Source organism: Sorangium sp. So ce590, from assembly GCF_051521365.1.
In the GTDB taxonomy this organism is placed as follows: domain Bacteria; phylum Myxococcota_A; class Polyangia; order Polyangiales; family Polyangiaceae; genus Sorangium.
Map to the genome: position 1 here is coordinate 7538882 of NZ_CP150346.1, position 15614 is coordinate 7554495.

At 65.4% G+C, this 15614-nt stretch carries 20 protein-coding genes; 11 read left to right on the forward strand and 9 right to left on the reverse strand.

What is annotated here, in order from left to right:
• Positions 1-119: 119 nt before the first annotated feature.
• A complete protein-coding gene (gene tnpB / locus WMF28_RS28125; protein ID WP_437596410.1) occupies positions 120-491 on the reverse strand; it encodes an IS66 family insertion sequence element accessory protein TnpB in 372 nt (123 codons plus the stop codon).
• Positions 488-829: an IS66 family insertion sequence element accessory protein TnpA gene (tnpA, locus tag WMF28_RS28130; protein ID WP_437596411.1), complete on the reverse strand. Its 342-nt coding sequence runs from the start codon at positions 827-829 to the stop codon at positions 488-490. The genes tnpB and tnpA overlap by 4 nt, the downstream gene beginning before the upstream one ends.
• 299 nt (positions 830-1128) lie before the next feature.
• Between tnpA and WMF28_RS28135 the strand changes: the two genes are divergently transcribed.
• Both WMF28_RS28135 and WMF28_RS28140 read left to right on the forward strand, forming a co-directional pair.
• A complete protein-coding gene (locus tag WMF28_RS28135) occupies positions 1129-1794 on the forward strand; it encodes a hypothetical protein (protein ID WP_437596412.1) in 666 nt (221 codons plus the stop codon).
• A gap of 215 nt (positions 1795-2009) precedes the next feature.
• Entirely contained in the window at positions 2010-2246 is a 237-nt protein-coding gene (locus tag WMF28_RS28140; protein WP_437596413.1) for a hypothetical protein, read from the forward strand.
• 241 nt (positions 2247-2487) lie between these two features.
• On the opposite strand, the gene WMF28_RS28145 is transcribed toward WMF28_RS28140, so the two are convergent.
• The 5 genes from WMF28_RS28145 to WMF28_RS28165 all read right to left on the reverse strand — a co-directional run bounded on the left by WMF28_RS28145 (position 2488) and on the right by WMF28_RS28165 (position 8308).
• On the reverse strand, positions 2488-3600 hold the full coding sequence (locus WMF28_RS28145) for an ImmA/IrrE family metallo-endopeptidase (RefSeq protein ID WP_437596414.1): 1113 nt from the start codon (positions 3598-3600) through the stop codon (positions 2488-2490).
• Positions 3601-3750: 150 nt separating this feature from the next.
• Complete coding sequence (locus tag WMF28_RS28150; protein WP_437596415.1) at positions 3751-5286, reverse strand: RNA-directed DNA polymerase; 1536 nt, start codon at positions 5284-5286, stop codon at positions 3751-3753.
• Between the two features lie 306 nt (positions 5287-5592).
• A complete protein-coding gene (locus WMF28_RS28155) occupies positions 5593-6828 on the reverse strand; it encodes a phosphorylase family protein (RefSeq protein ID WP_437596416.1) in 1236 nt (411 codons plus the stop codon).
• Positions 6825-7169, reverse strand: a complete 345-nt coding sequence (locus tag WMF28_RS28160; protein WP_437596417.1) for a hypothetical protein — start codon at positions 7167-7169, stop codon at positions 6825-6827. The genes WMF28_RS28155 and WMF28_RS28160 overlap by 4 nt, the downstream gene beginning before the upstream one ends.
• Positions 7170-7336: 167 nt before the next feature.
• Positions 7337-8308, reverse strand: coding sequence for a hypothetical protein (locus WMF28_RS28165; protein ID WP_437596418.1), 972 nt, complete (start codon positions 8306-8308; stop codon positions 7337-7339).
• Between the two features lie 405 nt (positions 8309-8713).
• On the opposite strand from WMF28_RS28165, the gene WMF28_RS28170 reads away from it, so the two are divergent.
• Positions 8714-9664: an integron integrase gene (locus tag WMF28_RS28170; protein ID WP_437596419.1), complete on the forward strand. Its 951-nt coding sequence runs from the start codon at positions 8714-8716 to the stop codon at positions 9662-9664.
• 365 nt (positions 9665-10029) lie between these two features.
• Here WMF28_RS28170 and WMF28_RS28175 read toward each other — a convergent pair whose 3' ends face one another.
• A complete protein-coding gene (locus WMF28_RS28175; RefSeq protein WP_020464947.1) occupies positions 10030-10308 on the reverse strand; it encodes a helix-turn-helix domain-containing protein in 279 nt (92 codons plus the stop codon).
• Positions 10309-10469: 161 nt separating this feature from the next.
• Here WMF28_RS28175 and WMF28_RS28180 point away from each other — a divergent pair, with 161 nt between their 5' ends.
• From WMF28_RS28180 to WMF28_RS28200, 5 genes are all read left to right on the forward strand, one after another.
• Positions 10470-11123, forward strand: coding sequence for an RNA polymerase sigma factor (locus WMF28_RS28180; RefSeq protein ID WP_437596420.1), 654 nt, complete (start codon positions 10470-10472; stop codon positions 11121-11123).
• Between the two features lie 5 nt (positions 11124-11128).
• Positions 11129-11755, forward strand: a complete 627-nt coding sequence (locus WMF28_RS28185; RefSeq protein WP_437604322.1) for a JAB domain-containing protein — start codon at positions 11129-11131, stop codon at positions 11753-11755.
• 395 nt (positions 11756-12150) lie between these two features.
• Complete coding sequence (locus WMF28_RS28190) at positions 12151-12402, forward strand: UPF0175 family protein (protein WP_129572626.1); 252 nt, start codon at positions 12151-12153, stop codon at positions 12400-12402.
• A 272-nt stretch (positions 12403-12674) separates the two neighbouring features.
• Entirely contained in the window at positions 12675-12896 is a 222-nt protein-coding gene (locus tag WMF28_RS28195; RefSeq protein WP_437596421.1) for a DUF3368 domain-containing protein, read from the forward strand.
• A complete protein-coding gene (locus WMF28_RS28200) occupies positions 12896-13072 on the forward strand; it encodes a JAB domain-containing protein (RefSeq protein ID WP_437596422.1) in 177 nt (58 codons plus the stop codon). The genes WMF28_RS28195 and WMF28_RS28200 overlap by 1 nt, the downstream gene beginning before the upstream one ends.
• 65 nt (positions 13073-13137) lie before the next feature.
• On the opposite strand, the gene WMF28_RS28205 is transcribed toward WMF28_RS28200, so the two are convergent.
• Positions 13138-13380, reverse strand: coding sequence for an addiction module protein (locus tag WMF28_RS28205; protein WP_437596423.1), 243 nt, complete (start codon positions 13378-13380; stop codon positions 13138-13140).
• A gap of 212 nt (positions 13381-13592) precedes the next feature.
• Here WMF28_RS28205 and WMF28_RS28210 point away from each other — a divergent pair, with 212 nt between their 5' ends.
• The 3 genes from WMF28_RS28210 to WMF28_RS28220 are packed head-to-tail and all read left to right on the forward strand — an operon-like array spanning position 13593 to position 15025.
• Positions 13593-13997, forward strand: a complete 405-nt coding sequence (locus WMF28_RS28210) for a hypothetical protein (RefSeq protein ID WP_437596424.1) — start codon at positions 13593-13595, stop codon at positions 13995-13997.
• Between the two features lie 34 nt (positions 13998-14031).
• A complete protein-coding gene (locus tag WMF28_RS28215; protein ID WP_437596425.1) occupies positions 14032-14454 on the forward strand; it encodes an HNH endonuclease in 423 nt (140 codons plus the stop codon).
• Between the two features lie 22 nt (positions 14455-14476).
• Entirely contained in the window at positions 14477-15025 is a 549-nt protein-coding gene (locus tag WMF28_RS28220) for a JAB domain-containing protein (RefSeq protein WP_437596426.1), read from the forward strand.
• The last annotated feature ends 589 nt before the right edge of the window (positions 15026-15614 follow it).

The following is a 15614-nucleotide window of genomic DNA, read 5'->3' on the forward strand; positions in this document are numbered from 1 at the left end:
GCGCGGTAAGTACTCGTGAGCTCCTGCTTTTTGAAGGGGTTTGTTGAGAAAAATTACTGCCTCTCACGGGAATGCATCCATGGGTGCTACCCGCGAGAAGGCAGAGCTATCAGGTAGGATCAGGGGGCTGGAGGCGAGGCAGTCTCGGCGAGCCGGACCTCTCGCCGCAACTTCGAAGGCGAAAGCGCGATGCCTTCAAGGATCTTCGCGAGCTCGGCGGCGTCGATGAGGACGCTTGTGGCTCCCGGAGTGACGGCACGCGGGGCTCGGAATGCCCCGCGCTCAAGCCTTTTGTAAAGTAGACAGTACCCGCTGCGGTCCCACCAAAGGGCCTTGCAGCGGTCGGCTGCCCGGTTGAAGAAGAGAAACAGCGCTCCGGAGAGCGGGTCTTGTCGTAGCACCTCGCGCACAACGGCAGCGAGACCATCGAACGAGCGGCGCAAGTCGAGCGGCTCGGTGGCAACGTAGATCGAGACGCGGCCAGGGATCATCGCGCCCCCCCGAGCGCACGAACAACGCGCGCTAGCATCACCTCATCGAACGACGGCGGGACGCGGACGACCGCTCCGTCCGGCAAGACGATCTCCAGCGGTGCGCTCGAGGAGGGCGCCGTCGCCTCCGGGGAGGCTACCACCACCGGGAGGAATGAAGGCAGCTTCGCCGCGTCCGAGCGGTGCCGGTACTCGCTCCGCTTCATCCCCAGTCGGCGGCTCCAGGAGTAGAGCGTACCTGGGTTGACCCCCTCCTTCTCCGCGAACACGCGGGCTGAGTGCCCGCTCTTATGCCAGCGCGCCACTCGGTCGCGCCAGGTGCGTGTGCTCTCGTTCATCGACACCTCCGGCTCGGGGTTTTACGCAGCGCCGGTGCTCCAGGACAGCATGGTGGTCGCCGAACGGATACACCGTGCGCGACAGCGAGATCGAGACGTCCGACGGTGGCCAGGCCGGCGACGGCGGCGAGCCCCAGCGAGGCGGACGGCGGGCTCTCGAGCGTCGGCGGCGAGGGGGCTGACGGATTGCCCGGCGGCGCGGAGGACGGGCGCGACGGCGGCCCGGCGCGGTCGGCCGGTGAGACCATCCGGTGCCGTATTGAAATCTCCAGGGCCGTGATCCAGGTCCACACGGCAGCATGTGGAGCGCACTGGCCGAGGACCGGCGGCAAAGAAACGAGGGCTGGCGCACCCGGCCAGGGCATCGGCCGCATCAGCGAGGCCGCGAGGCCGGCTGGGCGACGGACTGGGCCGGCGACGGCGGCCGGGGCACGCCGGGCCAGGGCGGCGGCGGCGCCCGCAGGGGCGGGCTCGGCGTGTGCGGCGCGGCGTCCAAGGGGGGCGCCGGGGGAGGCTCGGGCGGGGCCGGCGGCTGCGGTGGACGAAGCGGCAAGGGGGGCGAGAGCGGCTACCCGAGCATCGGCATCGTCGCCGCTACACGCCGAGGTGACGGGGCGCGACTGCGAGATCGAGATGGCCGACGGCGGCGAGGGCAGCGACGGCGGCGAGCCCCAGCGAGGCGGACGAGGCGGCCGGGGCGCACCGGGCGGCGTGCTGGAGGACCACTCGGCCTATTCCTGCAACGGGGCCCCGGGGGCGACGGCGGCGAGGGCGGTTATGGCGGCCCGGGGCGCGGCGGCGACTCGATCGGAATCGCCCACCTCGACGAGGACCGGCTCACGGCCCTGGGCGTCACCTTCACGCTGGGGCCGCCGGGCAAGGGCGGCATCAGCTGGGATGAGGAGGGCAAGGTGATCTCGGGCGAGGATGGCGTCGCCGTGGAGACGCTCCGCCTTCCTGAATAGCTGGATTGGATCTCGCCCGCGCCCGCGCAACGATCTGGCGATGAGCCGCGCCGTCCAAGGTGGGCCGCTGGCCCACCTTGGACGGCGTCGGATCCATCGCTGAGTTGGGCGACTGGGCGCGATCAGGTCGACCTCCCCGCCGCTAGCAACCGGGCGTAAAGAGCGCGCTCGTAAGCGCTTCGAAACCTTCTGCCCATGTTCCTACCGACGTTCTCGTGCTCTTCGACAATTGTGTTCAGCTCATGGTCCCGCAGATGCCCATGAAAAAAGAGCCACCCGAGTACGTGAGGAGTCGTCTGAACGCGCGCGAGCGAGAGTACCTCCACCGCCAACTTCTCGCCGCGGTCGTCATCGGTTTGCGCGCCAATGTTAAGCCGCTTTGCGAGGGCGATGGTAGCAAGCTCGCCCTTTCCGAGTCGCCTCCGCTCGCGAAGCAGGTCAATCTCTTGTAGGTCTTCGACAGCAAGGGGGTGATCCCCAAACTGACCGCGTCCACGCGCATCCGCCAAACGTGCACAAAGTTCCGCGTCACCAACCGTCGGGTTCTTGCGCGGCTTGTGAAGGCACTCGTAGACACAGTATCCCGCCAGAGCGAAGTGAAACCCAACCGCCTTGCAAACACCGTAAAGCTTCTGCGAGGACAGAAGGTTCCAGACTGCGCACGTATCTACAACTACGTGCGCGACAACTTGGTCAGGTCGCCGCTCGATCATGACCGCCACCTTGAAATAGCTGCTGCAGCTCACTCATCTCAGCCTCGTCAAGCATCAGCATTTCGGCCGTACGGGATCTGGTAACGAATCCCCGCTGACATGCCTCGAAGCAAAGATCGACATAATACGAGGAAAGCCCTTGCTGTAGTAATCGCACTTTGCGAGTTCGCTGCTTCGGCGTAAGCGACAACGGCAACTCGGGGTCATTTTTCGCATTTCGCGGGATACGAAGGCCTCTAAATTTCAGGGCCGCAGCGTCGGTCAGACGCCCGTCCCGCACCAGGGCACGGCGAAGTGGCTCGACGTTGACCTTCAACCGGTCAGCAAGATCCAAAAACATATCCTCCGTCAGGGTCTCGCCGTCAACTCGTCGGAGGAGTGTCGGCGACATGAGAAACGCCGCAGCAAAGGTGTCAGCGCGCACTTCGCGAAGACGGTCGTGTGACCAGCGTGACGATGACGGCACGAAGGAAACGACATATTCTTGGTCGCGATCAAAAATGGCATGAGCCGCTTCGTGCGCTGCCGTAAACCGCTGTCGGTATACATCCTCGGAGTAGTTTACGAGGATGCTTGGGCCCGCTGTTGGATGATCGATAAATAGCCCTGAGATATTCTCGTTGTCCAAGCGCCGTCGGAAGACGTGGAACCCGAGCGCCCGCAAGTCGTGAAACACGTCGGGGACTTCGTTTGCACTATGGCCCAGCGCGCGCCGCAGGCGTTCAGCTGCCTCATCGCCATGCGCCTTGAAATAGGTCCCTTTGGGCACGAAGGCAAACCGAACTCGCGGTGGCCGTCCGAGTTCGTGGAGCAAGAACGACTCATTCTCGCAAAGAAACAGGAATTCTTGAATCGCCCAACGATCACTTGTCGACAGTTCTGAGGCATATGCGCGAAAGAGCTTCTCAGTTCGCTCCAGGGCCGTCTGCTGTTCGTTCGAAATCAGAAATCGGTAATCCTCAAGTTTAAAATGATCGGCGAGAATGAGGATCTCGTCCCCCGTTGGCATCGCCGCTGCAGCTTCAAGGGCGCCGATTCGTGCCTCAGAGACTCCAGTCGTGCGTGCCAACTCGGCGCTCGTCTCGCCAAACATATCGCGAAGCCGACGAAGCTTGTCAGCGAAGGAGGGGAGGTCTAGCGGCACAAGGAACTCTCACAGGCTCGCAAATGGTGCGTTCGGATCTTACCTCGACGGCATGTTCCGTTGGGCGGCTCCTGGTGCACAATAGCGAACGAGCGGCCGCTAGTCATACTTCCCCCCGGGCGAAGGTTCAGGAATCTCGAGTGGGGTTGCTGGATCGATGAAGCGTACTCCCTTGCTCCGGGCACTTGCGAAGAACGGATCTGATGCGGCCGGATCGACTGTCACAGCGGGAAGCCACCCATGTCCGAAAGCTTCGTACGCCACGAGCCAACGAGGTTCAAAGAGCTCGCTCGCATGGGCCATAGGAGCCCACAGAGCCTTCTGAAGTGGGCGCGAGAACGCAGACTTGCTCTCGGCAAATAGCGTCATGAGTACGCCGATGGGGTCGGTGACCTTCTCCAACGCCGCAATAACTGGCTCCTCGAGTCGGATCCCAAAGACAATTGCCCCCCAGAGTGCCCAGGCAATGTCGCCGCCATGCTGCAGCGCGGAATGCCTGCCAAGGATCGCGCTGAGAGCGCGAGCCAGCGATGACGTAGCAACAGGAAGCCCGGCGCGCTTATGCTGGTAGGCGATGTAGAGAGCCGTCTGAAGCGTGCCCGGATCCGCCACAGCTGCTTGAAAAAGCAGTTGCTGAAGAACCGACGATGCGGATTTTGTGTCGACATCGGAGAGGCGCCTTACCGCATATTTCAGCACCGGGTCCCCAGGGAATGCGTTGGCAAGGTCAAACGTCCTGCTAAAATACCTGATGAGCTGGGACTGGAGTACGCTCTGACTCTTTGAGCCGAGTGAAAAGGCAGCCAAGTCTTGAGCCCACGGAGTGTCAAGCGTGCCGGGCAGCTCAATGATCCGAGTTTTTCGTGGGTTGAGTTGCAGTTCATACTCGGCCAGAGAGTCTTGTAGAACATTCCGCGCCTGCTCAGCCTCGGCGAATGTGTCGAAGACAAACTCATAGTCATCGACGAATCGAAACCCGAGCACGGACGAGCCGAGCCTTCCGACCACGATCTTGTCTACTTCGGTGAGAATCGCCTCACCAAGCGGGAGTGACGTGTCGGGGCCGATCGGGATGCCGACGGTTTGCCCTGATTGAATGTTTCGGCTCGCCTCGTCGAGTACGTTCCCGAGGAGAGGAGGCCCACCGGTTGCGGATTTCTTCGTGCTACGATCTGACTTGGCGATCGCCTTTGTGTGAAGTGCCCACGGAATAGCGTGTGTATACATACTAGCGTAGCAGGCCGACACATCTCCCTGAAGAACGTATCGGGCTCCGACACGATACTCCGCGCGGAGTTGGGGAATATGTTCTAACGGCGTCTCCCACGTGATCGCGCGAACCGAGTCCACTTTAGGTTTCGTCCAAGAAAGGGGCGACGTCTGACAATGGCCATAAAGCGCAGCCCAGTTGGAGCTAATGGCATCTGCCAGGGCGATAAAGTGGACGGGATTGGGGATGGAGAGTGCGCGGCGCACTGAAGCGTATTTTGAGTACGAGTAGCGAAGGGCGTACGAGTCCCGAACCAAACTTGCGGGAAGTGCCCGGAAGTGCGCCGCCAGGGAGGCTGAGGTGAACGGGGGAGGCAACTCTTTCGGCAGGTACCCGCGGGCGAGAAGATCGGTCGTGGTTGTCATCGTAAAGTCTCGAAATAGGGTGCGCGCTCCTGAGCTCGCGTCACTGGCGCAGCAATACCGATCGCCTTACGATAGCGCGCCCGGTCCCCAGATGGAAGAGCCACGTTGAATGGCCTCCGCGTCCTCGAAGCTGACGGTCCAGCTTGGCGTCCGCCGGTCGCGGCCACGGCCTGCAGGCGCCGCTGCCCGTGGCCGTAGGCGCCGTCTCTGCTCCGCCTTGGCGCCCAGTGACCGCCCGCCCAACGCTCGGATGAGCCGCAAAGCAAGCGCACGAAGTAAGCTTGGTTTGTCGGATCCATCCGTGAGTTAGGCACCTCTTCCCTCTCGCAGTGATCGAAGTTGATCGTACACCGCCCAGATCGCGTGAAATGCGCTCGACTCCCGCGGCTTAAGGCGCTTCGTCTGTGGCCCCTCGATGTCGCAGAGTTCGATGATCTCCTGACCGAGAACGTTGTTAAATCCTGCCAGGGAAATCGTACCGTTGAGGACCCGACCAGATGCGTCTTCATAGACGTTGAGCCACGTCTCCAAGGCCTGTTCATGGTCCGCAACGAGGGTTGCATAGTATGCGTCAGAGTTGTCGGGGATTCGAGGGGCGCCCCCAGGCTGACCGGAAGTCAGAAACCGCATGATGACATCGCCAGTCTTTGCTCGTTGTTGATTCGCATCGTTGCGAGCCTTGACCAGATTCTCAAGTATGAAGTCTTCTGCTGATGGTGGTCGGGGGGCGAGTTCGGCGGCAATAGTGCCAGTCGGTCGAGCGAGCGCGTCCGCGAGACCGGGTTCCAGTAAGAGTGCCTTCAGTAGAGTCGCCGAGTTCACAGCGGCCAGGGGCTGTGCGTCCTTGTTCTTGGTTCCGTCCGCCCAATCGCATATCGACTTGATGATGAGCCACTCTACTCTCGCTCGTTCTGCTGCCGCGTATGCCCCTGCGCCTTCCATCTCCCCACCAACAGCATCCGGAAATGCGAGAAAAAGCTGCCTCTTTCGGTCGATGTTGTCAACCAGCTCTTCGCCAGAGATAATGGGACCGAATATCGGCTTGCGTTCATCAGCGTTACTGTCGGGTTTCCACCGAAAGCGAAGATTCTTGACGCGGTTGAGGAGAGTGAGCCCCGCCTCCGGGCGCGGACCGCGCTGCTCGGTAGTCGTAGCGCCGACTCGAGCGGAATCGTACGGACAGACCTGGGTCGAAACCAAGATGTCGCCGAGCATCTGCTTTTGGTCGTTGACATTCTTCCCAAAAGCGATCCCGATCAAGAAGAGCGCTCGCGGGTGCCACCGCTCGAGAAGGCGAGTCCCAGCCTGAATGGATCCATCGCGGCCGATGGATCCCTTCTCGCACATGGACAGGGCACATGTGTACGTGCCGAGTGTACCGAAGTAGTAAATGGATTCGCGCCAGAAGACCTTGAGGACGTGGTCTTGATCGGGAGCAGGCTGCATCAGCGCAAGAGTGGCATCGAGCTCGACTTCAACGGCAACGAGTACGCCGACATCGGCTGAACGAGAGAAAAGGGCATCATGCTGGACCGACTTCATTTCTTGGCCTGGGCAGTTGACTGTACCTGTTGCATGAGTGCGGCGAGGGCATTCTCGTACGCTAGGGCGCCTTGGATCGACGACTTCTTGACAAGAACCATCACTCCGACTTCGATCCCAAGGGCCTTGTCGACGGCCTTGAGCAGCGTCTCTTCGTCGGCAGACGCTAGCTTTGCGCCAGTGTCCGAGTAGGTAAGAGAGTCGATGTCGGAAAGAATGCTGGAGACCGTCGCTTCGAACGACGCTCTGTCCGCGCTGGCAGTTTTCGCCTTGGTGACGGTGGTTGCGGCTTGGGCGATCTGCGAAGCGTACTTCTTTGCATAGTCGTCAATGGTTGCCATCTACTTCAACTCCTTCGTAACCGATCTCATGACGTGACACCAACGGTTGCTCGTGTGCCTAACGCCAAATTCAGCGGCGGCGCGAAGCGCCGTCCGATGTAATTTGATGTTAGCAGGCCCCGGCACCGGGCTCCGACTCATAAGCGCAACAAATCCGTGCCCCCAGGTCATGATTCCATCCGTCCGGTGGCGGGATCCCAGCGACGCACTTGACCGCGCGGCCGGAGGGGTGGAACCGCCACTAAGCCGCCCGACTTCTGGATGATGGCCTCGCATAGAGCCTTCGCAGTGGCGAAACGTGGGAACTCCACGATCCATCCGCCTTTCGGCCCATTCGGTACCGGTCGAATCAAGCCATCGATCATGCCCTGAAGATCGTCCCAGACCATCTTGCCCACGTCAAGAGCCGTGACCGTCGCCGGGGCTATACGTGTGGCGCGCGGAACGAAGCTCGTGGAGAGGTCCGCGAGCGCGGAGGAAGTTGGCTGCGTCCTCCCGACGATTACCCGATAGTGCTCGAGGTTCGTGCAGCAGTGGATTCCCGCCGAAGTCGCGTCCGAGAGATTGTACCGATATGCGTCACTGTTCTCAAGGCCCCGGCCAGCGACGGTGGTGGGGTCACCGATCAGGTACCGCCGCGCGCGGCAGTGCCCGCGGTTGTTGCAGGGGCTCCGCGAAGTGCGCCTCGTCGTCGCCCATGGGAGGACTTCATCGACCACCAGAACGGTATCGACCCAAACTTGAGTGGTAGGGCCGCGACCGCCCTTCGGGTCGTACTTCCCGTAGATGATGACGTCGCCTGTCGCGACGCAGTGGGACAGCAGTCGGTCATGTCGGCCCGAGGACTCACGGACATAGTGGTTCCGAGCCCGCTTGTTGATGCGACAGAACGAGTGGAGCGGCCCGAACGGAGCGGAGAGGACGCAAGGGTCCTGATTACTCCCAACCACGTTTTGGCCGTAGCCGTCCGCGAAGACTATCGCGTGGTCCGTCTTCACTTCCGTCAACGAGACGAGGGTCGCGTCGACGTCGAATGGGACGCGGCCGGGCGGTGTCCCGGCCCCGCGGCCCGGCTGCAGAGCATGCGGGAAGAAGAAGGCTCGCCGCGGGAGGTGTTCTGCTTCTGCGGGAAGTGTCATGCGCTCCTATGCCCTGCTAACGTCGCAATCATCTGTGCCGCGCGACATATCTTCGCATTTTTGCATGTAGGCTGCGAACCGCGGTGCCCGATCACCGTGTTCTCGCGGATGAGTCGCGGCACCCCGCAGCATATCTAGATATCCCCGCGGATAGGTCGCGATCTTCCGCAGGCTATCTGCGCATCTCCGGAGATAGGCCGCCGCTACACAACTACGTATCGCTGTTGATGGGCTTCGGACGGCGACGGTGTGCCGAGAAGCAAGATGCGTGCCTGTGATTGATTGCCTCGGGCGACTGATGTGCGGCCCAAATATCCGCTGGCCGCCGCAAATCGCGCCCGCCCTGCGCCGATAAGGGTCACTGCGGGTCCGACGAACCGGCCCCAACCAATCGGAACCACCCCCATGACCCTCATCGAAGCCGTGCGCGCCACCATCCGGCGCCTGCATTACTCGCCGCGTACCGAAGAGGCGTATGTCCACTGGATCCGGGCATTTATTCGCTTTCATCACGGCAAGCACCCACGGCAGATGGGCGCGGAAGAGGTCACGGCCTTCCTCAACGATGTTGCGGTCGCGCGCCGCAGCGCGGCGTCCACGCAGAACCAAGCGCTGTGCGCGCTCCTCTTCCTTTACAAGCGGGTCCTCGACCTGCAGATACCCCGGCTCGAAGCGCTCGAGCGTGCCCGCCGGCCGGAGCACCTCCCCACGGTCCTCTCGCGAAAGGACGCTCTCACCTTGCTCGAGCACCTGATTCCACCTTTTCGACTCATCGGCGAGCTCCTCTACGGAAGCGGCCTCCGCCTCCTCGAAGCGCTTTCGATTCGCGTCAAAGACGTCGACCTTGATCGACGGCAAATCATGGTGCGCCGCGGGAAAGGACAGCACGACCGGCCGGCCTTGCTCCCCGCTCGGGCGCGCGACGAGCTGCAGGCCCAGCTCGACGCCGGGGCGCAACGGCACAAGAAGGAACTCGCGGCTGGCCGCGGCGAGGTCGACCTGCCCCACGCTCTGCGAGCGAAGATGCCAGGAGCAGCCACGAGCCTCCCCTGGCAGTACCTCTTCCCCGCCTCTCGCCGTTGCACCGATCCAGCGACGGGTCGACAGGTCCTCTACCACCTGCACGAATCGGCGGTGCAAAGGGCCGTGAACAATGCCGGACGGGCGTCGGGGCTCACCAAGCGCGCGACATGCCATACCCTCCGCCACAGCTTCGCGACCCACCTGCTCGAGGCGGGCACCGACATCCGGACGATCCAGACATTGCTCGGCCACAAGGATGTGCGGACCACGATGATCTACACCCACATCGTCGACCGCGGCCCTCTCGGCGTAATCAGTCCTCTCGACCGCTGACCGCCGCTTCCGCGTGGAGCGCCTTGAACTCCGCCCCCACCCCCTCGTGCCGCCCCCATGCATCGTGGAAAGGTAGCCTAGCCGACGGCTGGCCCACCTTGTCAAGGAGGCCAGCGCAGGACCGAGCGGGCTCTCCAACGGACGAAGGCGCGAGCGGTTCCTCGATGCCCTACCCCTCCGAAGCGAAGAAGTGGCCCTGCAATGGCCCGGCCAGTCATCGGCTGGGGCCCTCAAGCTGCTACGGCCTGTAGAGTTCGCCGCGGCGCGGTGCAGCGTCTGCGCAAAGCATGCGCCAGTTCTGCGTCACGGTGAGGAGCACCGGCGATAGCCGTAGGCGGTCGACTGCGGGCAGCGAGGGATGGCCGTCAAGGGCCGGCGAGACGCTTGCGCGGCCTCCCGCGCGTCGTCTCCGGCATCTCGGCTGGCCGGAACAGTGCTGCTGGTGTCACGCCGAGGGCGTTGGCGATCGCCACAAGCGCCGCGACGCTGACGTTGGTCTTCGCGCGCTCGAGGCGATGGAGCAGGCCAGGGCTCACGTCCGCCGCTGCCGCCAGCTCGTCCTGGGTCAGCCCTCGCCTGACCCGAAGCCGCTGCACGTTCGCCGCGATGTACCGAAAAACCGTATCAGTCTCGATGGGTTCCATCGCCACGGGCTGAACCTGGGAGGGCCAAAAGTAGTCGTGGATTGCGACTTTACTTGACTCGGATCGTGCCTCGCACGTACCCTGAACAAAACACAAAGTGCCCCCGCGACGGCTGGCACCGTCCGGAGGCGTGGCCGAACCCCGCGTTCACGAGGTCCGACATGGAAACCGTACGTCTACGCCCTGACCAGGGCCAAGAGATCGATCCGCCCTCCCGTCGCCGCCCCCGCCCCGCTGCTCTTAGCCAGCTCGCCCGCCCGTCCAAACCCCTTCATCCCCAGCCCCCGCACCCCGCCGTCTACCTCGACCCCACCGCGCTCCTCGAACAGCGCCCGCTCATCCGCCGCACCCTCCGCGCCCGCGGCGTTCTCCCCGCCGATCTCGACGACCTCACCCAGGACACCCTCCTCGGCGCCTGGCGCAGCCTGCGCGCCGGCAGCTTCCGCCCGTCCCCCGCGCTCCCTCCCGCCGACGCCCTCCGCCGCTGGCTCGCCGGCATCGCCTCGCGGCAGGCCTCGCACTACCGCGCCAAGGCCCACCGCCGCCACGAGCTCCCCGCGGTCGACCCGGACCGCCTCTCCGCCTTCGCCGCCCCCTCTCCCGAGGCCCGCCTCGTCGCCCGCGGCCTCCTCCGCGCCTTCCACCGTCTCCGCCCCGAGCTGCGCGAGATCCTGTCGCTCGCCGCCACCGGCCTTTCCTCGCTCGAGATCGCCGCCTCCCTCTCGCTCCCGCGCCCCACGGTCGCCACCCGCCTCCGCCTCGCGCGCCGCCTCTTCGCCCGCGCCCTCACCCGCTCTCGGAGGTGGCCCCGATGAGCCCGATGAGCCGCGCCCCCGTCGACGCCCCCGCCGAGACGGCGGCCGAGCTCCCGACCGCGACCGAGGCCGCCCTCCTCGAGATGGTGCTCGGCCTGCCCGGCGTCGGCCCGCGCCTCCTCGGCACGGCCGCTCTCCCCTCGCTCGGCCGCCTCTCGCCCGCGGCGCTCGCCGAGCGCACCCAGATCGCGCTGTTCGACGCGACCCGGCTCGCCGCCGCCTTCGAGCTCGGCCGCCGCTACCACGCCGCCCGCGCGCGCCGGGGCGCGCTCCTCACCGACGCCGCCCGCGTGGCGCGGTACTTCGGCCCGAGGCTCGCCTCCCTGGTCCACGAGGAGCTCTGGATCGCGGCGCTCGACACCCACGGCCGCGTCCGCGAGACGCGCCTGCTCGCCCGCGGTTCCGACGACGCCCTCTACGTCGGCCGCTCGACCGTCCTGCGCACGGCGCTGGACATGGCCGCCCACAGCTTCGTCCTGGCCCATAACCACCCGAGCGGCGACCCGACGCCGACCCGCGAGGACGAAGCGATGACCCTGGAGCTGCGCCACCTCGGCTCGGAGCTGCACGTCCCGCTCACCGCCCACGTCATCGTCACCCCCAGCGGCCGCTACGCCGCCGTCCACGAGTAGGTCTCCTCGCGGGGCGCTGCGCCCCGCCGCCGGCGCGCCCCGCCCCTGCGCATCCAGCCGAAAGCCCCGGCGCATCGCGCCGGCCGACTGCTCCGCAAGCCTCCGGCAGCGGCGGCTCAGACTGGCGGATGGCGTCCCCGCCCCATCTGGTCCGGCCTGGTGGATGGCCATCGCGGAAGTCTCTGGTCACAACACCGGGCAGGATCCGGGCAATGACGGTCGGCGAGACGCCTGGCGCCGCTTGCCTCGCCCGTGAGAGCAGGCGCGCGCGAGGACCGCATGCTCGCTCCGATGAAGATCGCTGAGCTCCTCAGCGTGCTCGCCCGGCACCTTTCGCGCTAAAATTCGTGCTAAAAGCAGAATTGCCCGCCCCTCCGAGCAACCAAGGATGGAACATGGCAACTCGACAGATTGTGGTGGATGTGCCCGAGAAGGTGCTCCTTGCGGAGAAGATGGACGAAGCTGAGTTCGCGCGAGAGCTCCGCACCCTCGCCGCGGTCAAGCTGTACGAGCTGGGGCGGCTCTCGTCCGGCCGCGCTGCGGAGCTCGCCGGCATGGCGCGAGTCGAATTTCTCTTGAGTCTGGGTCGTTACAAGGTTTTCCCTCTCGACGCCGAGCTCCGCGCGCTGGAGGCCGCAGTTGGTTGAGGCCATCAGCAATACCTCACCCCTGCTGTACCTTCACCGCATCGGCGCCATCGACTGGCTCGCCGAGATGTTCAAAGACGTCTGGGTCCCCAGCGCTGTGGATCTTGAGTTGAAGGAGGGGCGACGCAAGGGGTATGAGGTCCCCACGCTGAGCACTCATGGGTGGGTGAAGATCGTCGACCCCCAATCCAAGCCATCGGAATGGCTCGCGCTCGACCTGGGAGCGGGAGAGCTTGCAGCCATGGCCCTGGCTCTGGAAAATCCAATCCCGTGTGATTCTCCTCGACGATGCGCTGGCACGACGCACGGCTCAAGCGGCAGGGCTGGTCGTCTGGGGAACGCTCAAGATCTTGCTGGAGGCAAAGTCTCGAGGGATCACGCAGAACGTCGGACCGTGGGTCGACAAGCTCGCCGATGCGGGCATGTGGCTGTCTGGCGAGATCCGCCAGAGAATCCTGTCGCTGGCTGGGGAACTGGGTGAGCGGCCGCCTTGATGAATCGTCGATCGTCGAAGCGCCAACGATCCCACCCCAGCAGCGACCCGACGCCGATCCGCGAGGACGAAGCGATGACCCTGGAGCTGCGCCACCTCTCCGCGGAACTGCACGTCCCGCTCACCGCCCACGTCATCGTCACGCCCAGCGGCCGCTGCGCCGCCGTCCACGAGTAAGCCCTCGTACCAGTCCGCCGCCTCCCGGATGTCCAGCTCGGCAGACGGGCGAACGAGGAGCCGACTCATCGACGCGTTGCGAGGCGCGCACGGAGGTCGGCCTCGACCTGTTCCCAGGACCGGCCAGCATCCGGTGCGGCCTCGTACTCGGCGAACCGGCGATCGAGCTCGGCCTTGTGCCACTCGGGTACCGGCACCTCGTCCTCCCTCGCCGCGATCCGCTCCCAGAGCGCCTGGACGTACTCGATCTGCTCGTGCACGGTGAGGTCGTCGAAGCCGGGCGGCGGGCCCTGGATGGCTCGTTCCATGAGCCGCAAGATACCACGAGGTACCGCGACGGCGCAGCACACGGCCCTGGCGGTCGAGAACGAGCGGCGCCGACGACGAACCACGCACTGCCGCGCCGTCCGGCCGAGCCCGGGCCGCCTCGTCATCGCGGTCGGCGGAGAGGAGCGGGGGGTGCTCCTCGTGCTAGGCTCGACGGCGGAGCGGGCTTGCCTCCCGCGTCCACCCCAGCGCGATGTCGACCGCCACCGTCACCCTCGCTCTCCCCGAGGCGCTCTACCAGCGGCTGAGGGGGACTGCGCTCGCGACCCGACAGCCGCTCGAAGCCGTGATGCTGCGGGCGCTGAGCCTCGGCAGCCCTCCCGCCTGGGACGACGCGCCCCCGGAGTTCCAGGTCGACCTCGCCTGCCTCGACAAGATGGACGACCAGGCGCTCTGGCAAATCGCGAAGAGCCACAGGTCCGAAGCCGAGCTCGCACGCTACGACGAGCTGCTCGACCGGAACACTCAGGGGCTCCTCACGCCGGCGGAGCGCATCGAGCTCGCGCGTCTTCGCCACGAGAGCGACCTGTTCATGCTCCGCAAGGCGCACGCTGCGGCGCTCCTGCGATGGCGCGGGCACGCCGTCGCTTCTCCGTAGCGCGCGCCCTCCACGAGATGGAAGACGGACTGCGGTGTCAACCTACGTCTCCGAACTGCTCCGTTCTCGTATCGAGGAGGCCGATCGGCGCCGCTGTCAATACTGCCTGACAAGCGAGGCCAATAGCGGAATTCCCCTGACTTACGATCACATCACGCCGGTCTCGAAGGGCGGGCCGACCTCGTTCGAGAATGTATGCCTCGCATGCCGCCCATGCAACGAGTTCAAGGCAGGCGCCACGGAGTCGGTCGACCCGCTGACGGGAGACGTCGTGCCGCTCTTCAATCCGCGCCTCCCTCGCTGGAGCGATCACTTCACGTGGAGCGTCGACGCAACCAGGGTAGAGGGCGTGACACCGTCCGGTAGAGCAACGGTCATCGCGCTCCGGATGAACCGCCCGACGATCGTCGCCGCACGTCGGCGCTGGGCCGAGGTGGGCTGGCACCCGCCCGCGTAGCGCTGGCTACCCCTTCATCGAGATGGTGCTCGGCCTGCCCGGCGTCGGGCCGCGCCTCCTCGGCACGGCCGCTCTCCCCTCGCTCGGTCGCCTCTCGCCCGCGGCGCTCGCCGAGCGCACCCAGATCGCCCTCTTCGACGCGACCCGGCTCGCCGCCGCCTTCGAGCTCGGCCGCCGCTACCACGCCGCCCGCGCGCGCCGGGGCGCGCTCCTCACCGACGCCGCCCGCGTGGCGCGGTACTTCGGCCCGAGGCTGGCGTCCCTGGTCCACGAGGAGCTCTGGATCGCCGCGCTCGACACCCACGGCCGCGTCCGCGAGACGCGCCTGCTCGCCCGCGGTTCCGACCACGCCCTCTACGTCGGCCGCTCCACCGTCCTGCGCACGGCGCTGGACATGGCCGCCCACAGCTTCGTCCTGGCCCACAACCACCCGAGCGGCGACCCGACGCCGACCCCCGAGGACGAAGCGATGACCCTGGAGCTGCGCCACCTCTCCGCGGAGCTGCACGTCCCGCTCACCGCCCACGTCGTCGTCACCCCCAGCGGCCGCTACGCCGCCGTCCACGAGTAGGTCTCCTCGCGCGGCGCAGCGCCCCTGCGGAGGGGCGCCCCGCCCCTGCGGGATCACACCCGGAGCAAGGCCCGGTCAACCTCCAGCACGGATGTGGCGGCACCGCGAAGGGCCGGACGTTTCAGCGCTCGCTTCCACCAAGCAAAGCGGCCACGGCTGCCCGAAGACGCGTGATCTCTCCGTGGAGCGCCTCGTTTTCGCGCCGCAGACGCGCCTCCGCCTCCCGTGAACGCGAGAGATCGGATCTCTGCGCGTGAAGGACGTGGAGCAGATGGCGCCTCTCGATGAGCTGCGGGCGGTTGAGGTGCAGTCGCTGGATGTGAAACCAGCCACGAGGCGTGAGCCCGATGAGCCGGCCGTGGACCGTCTCCTCGACGTGCGCGCCGAAATCGTCACGCTGAGGGCGAAGGAGCCGCAAGCTCTCAGGTGCATCGTGTGCGGGCGCATAGTCGCCCTTGAACCGGTTGCACGCGGTGCAAGCGTAGACGAGGTTCTCGATGTCATCGGACCCCACCCGCTGCCAGCGGGTGGAAGTGTTCAATCTCTAGCTCGCCCCCCACGGACGTTTCGGAAACGTCGCAGTAACCAC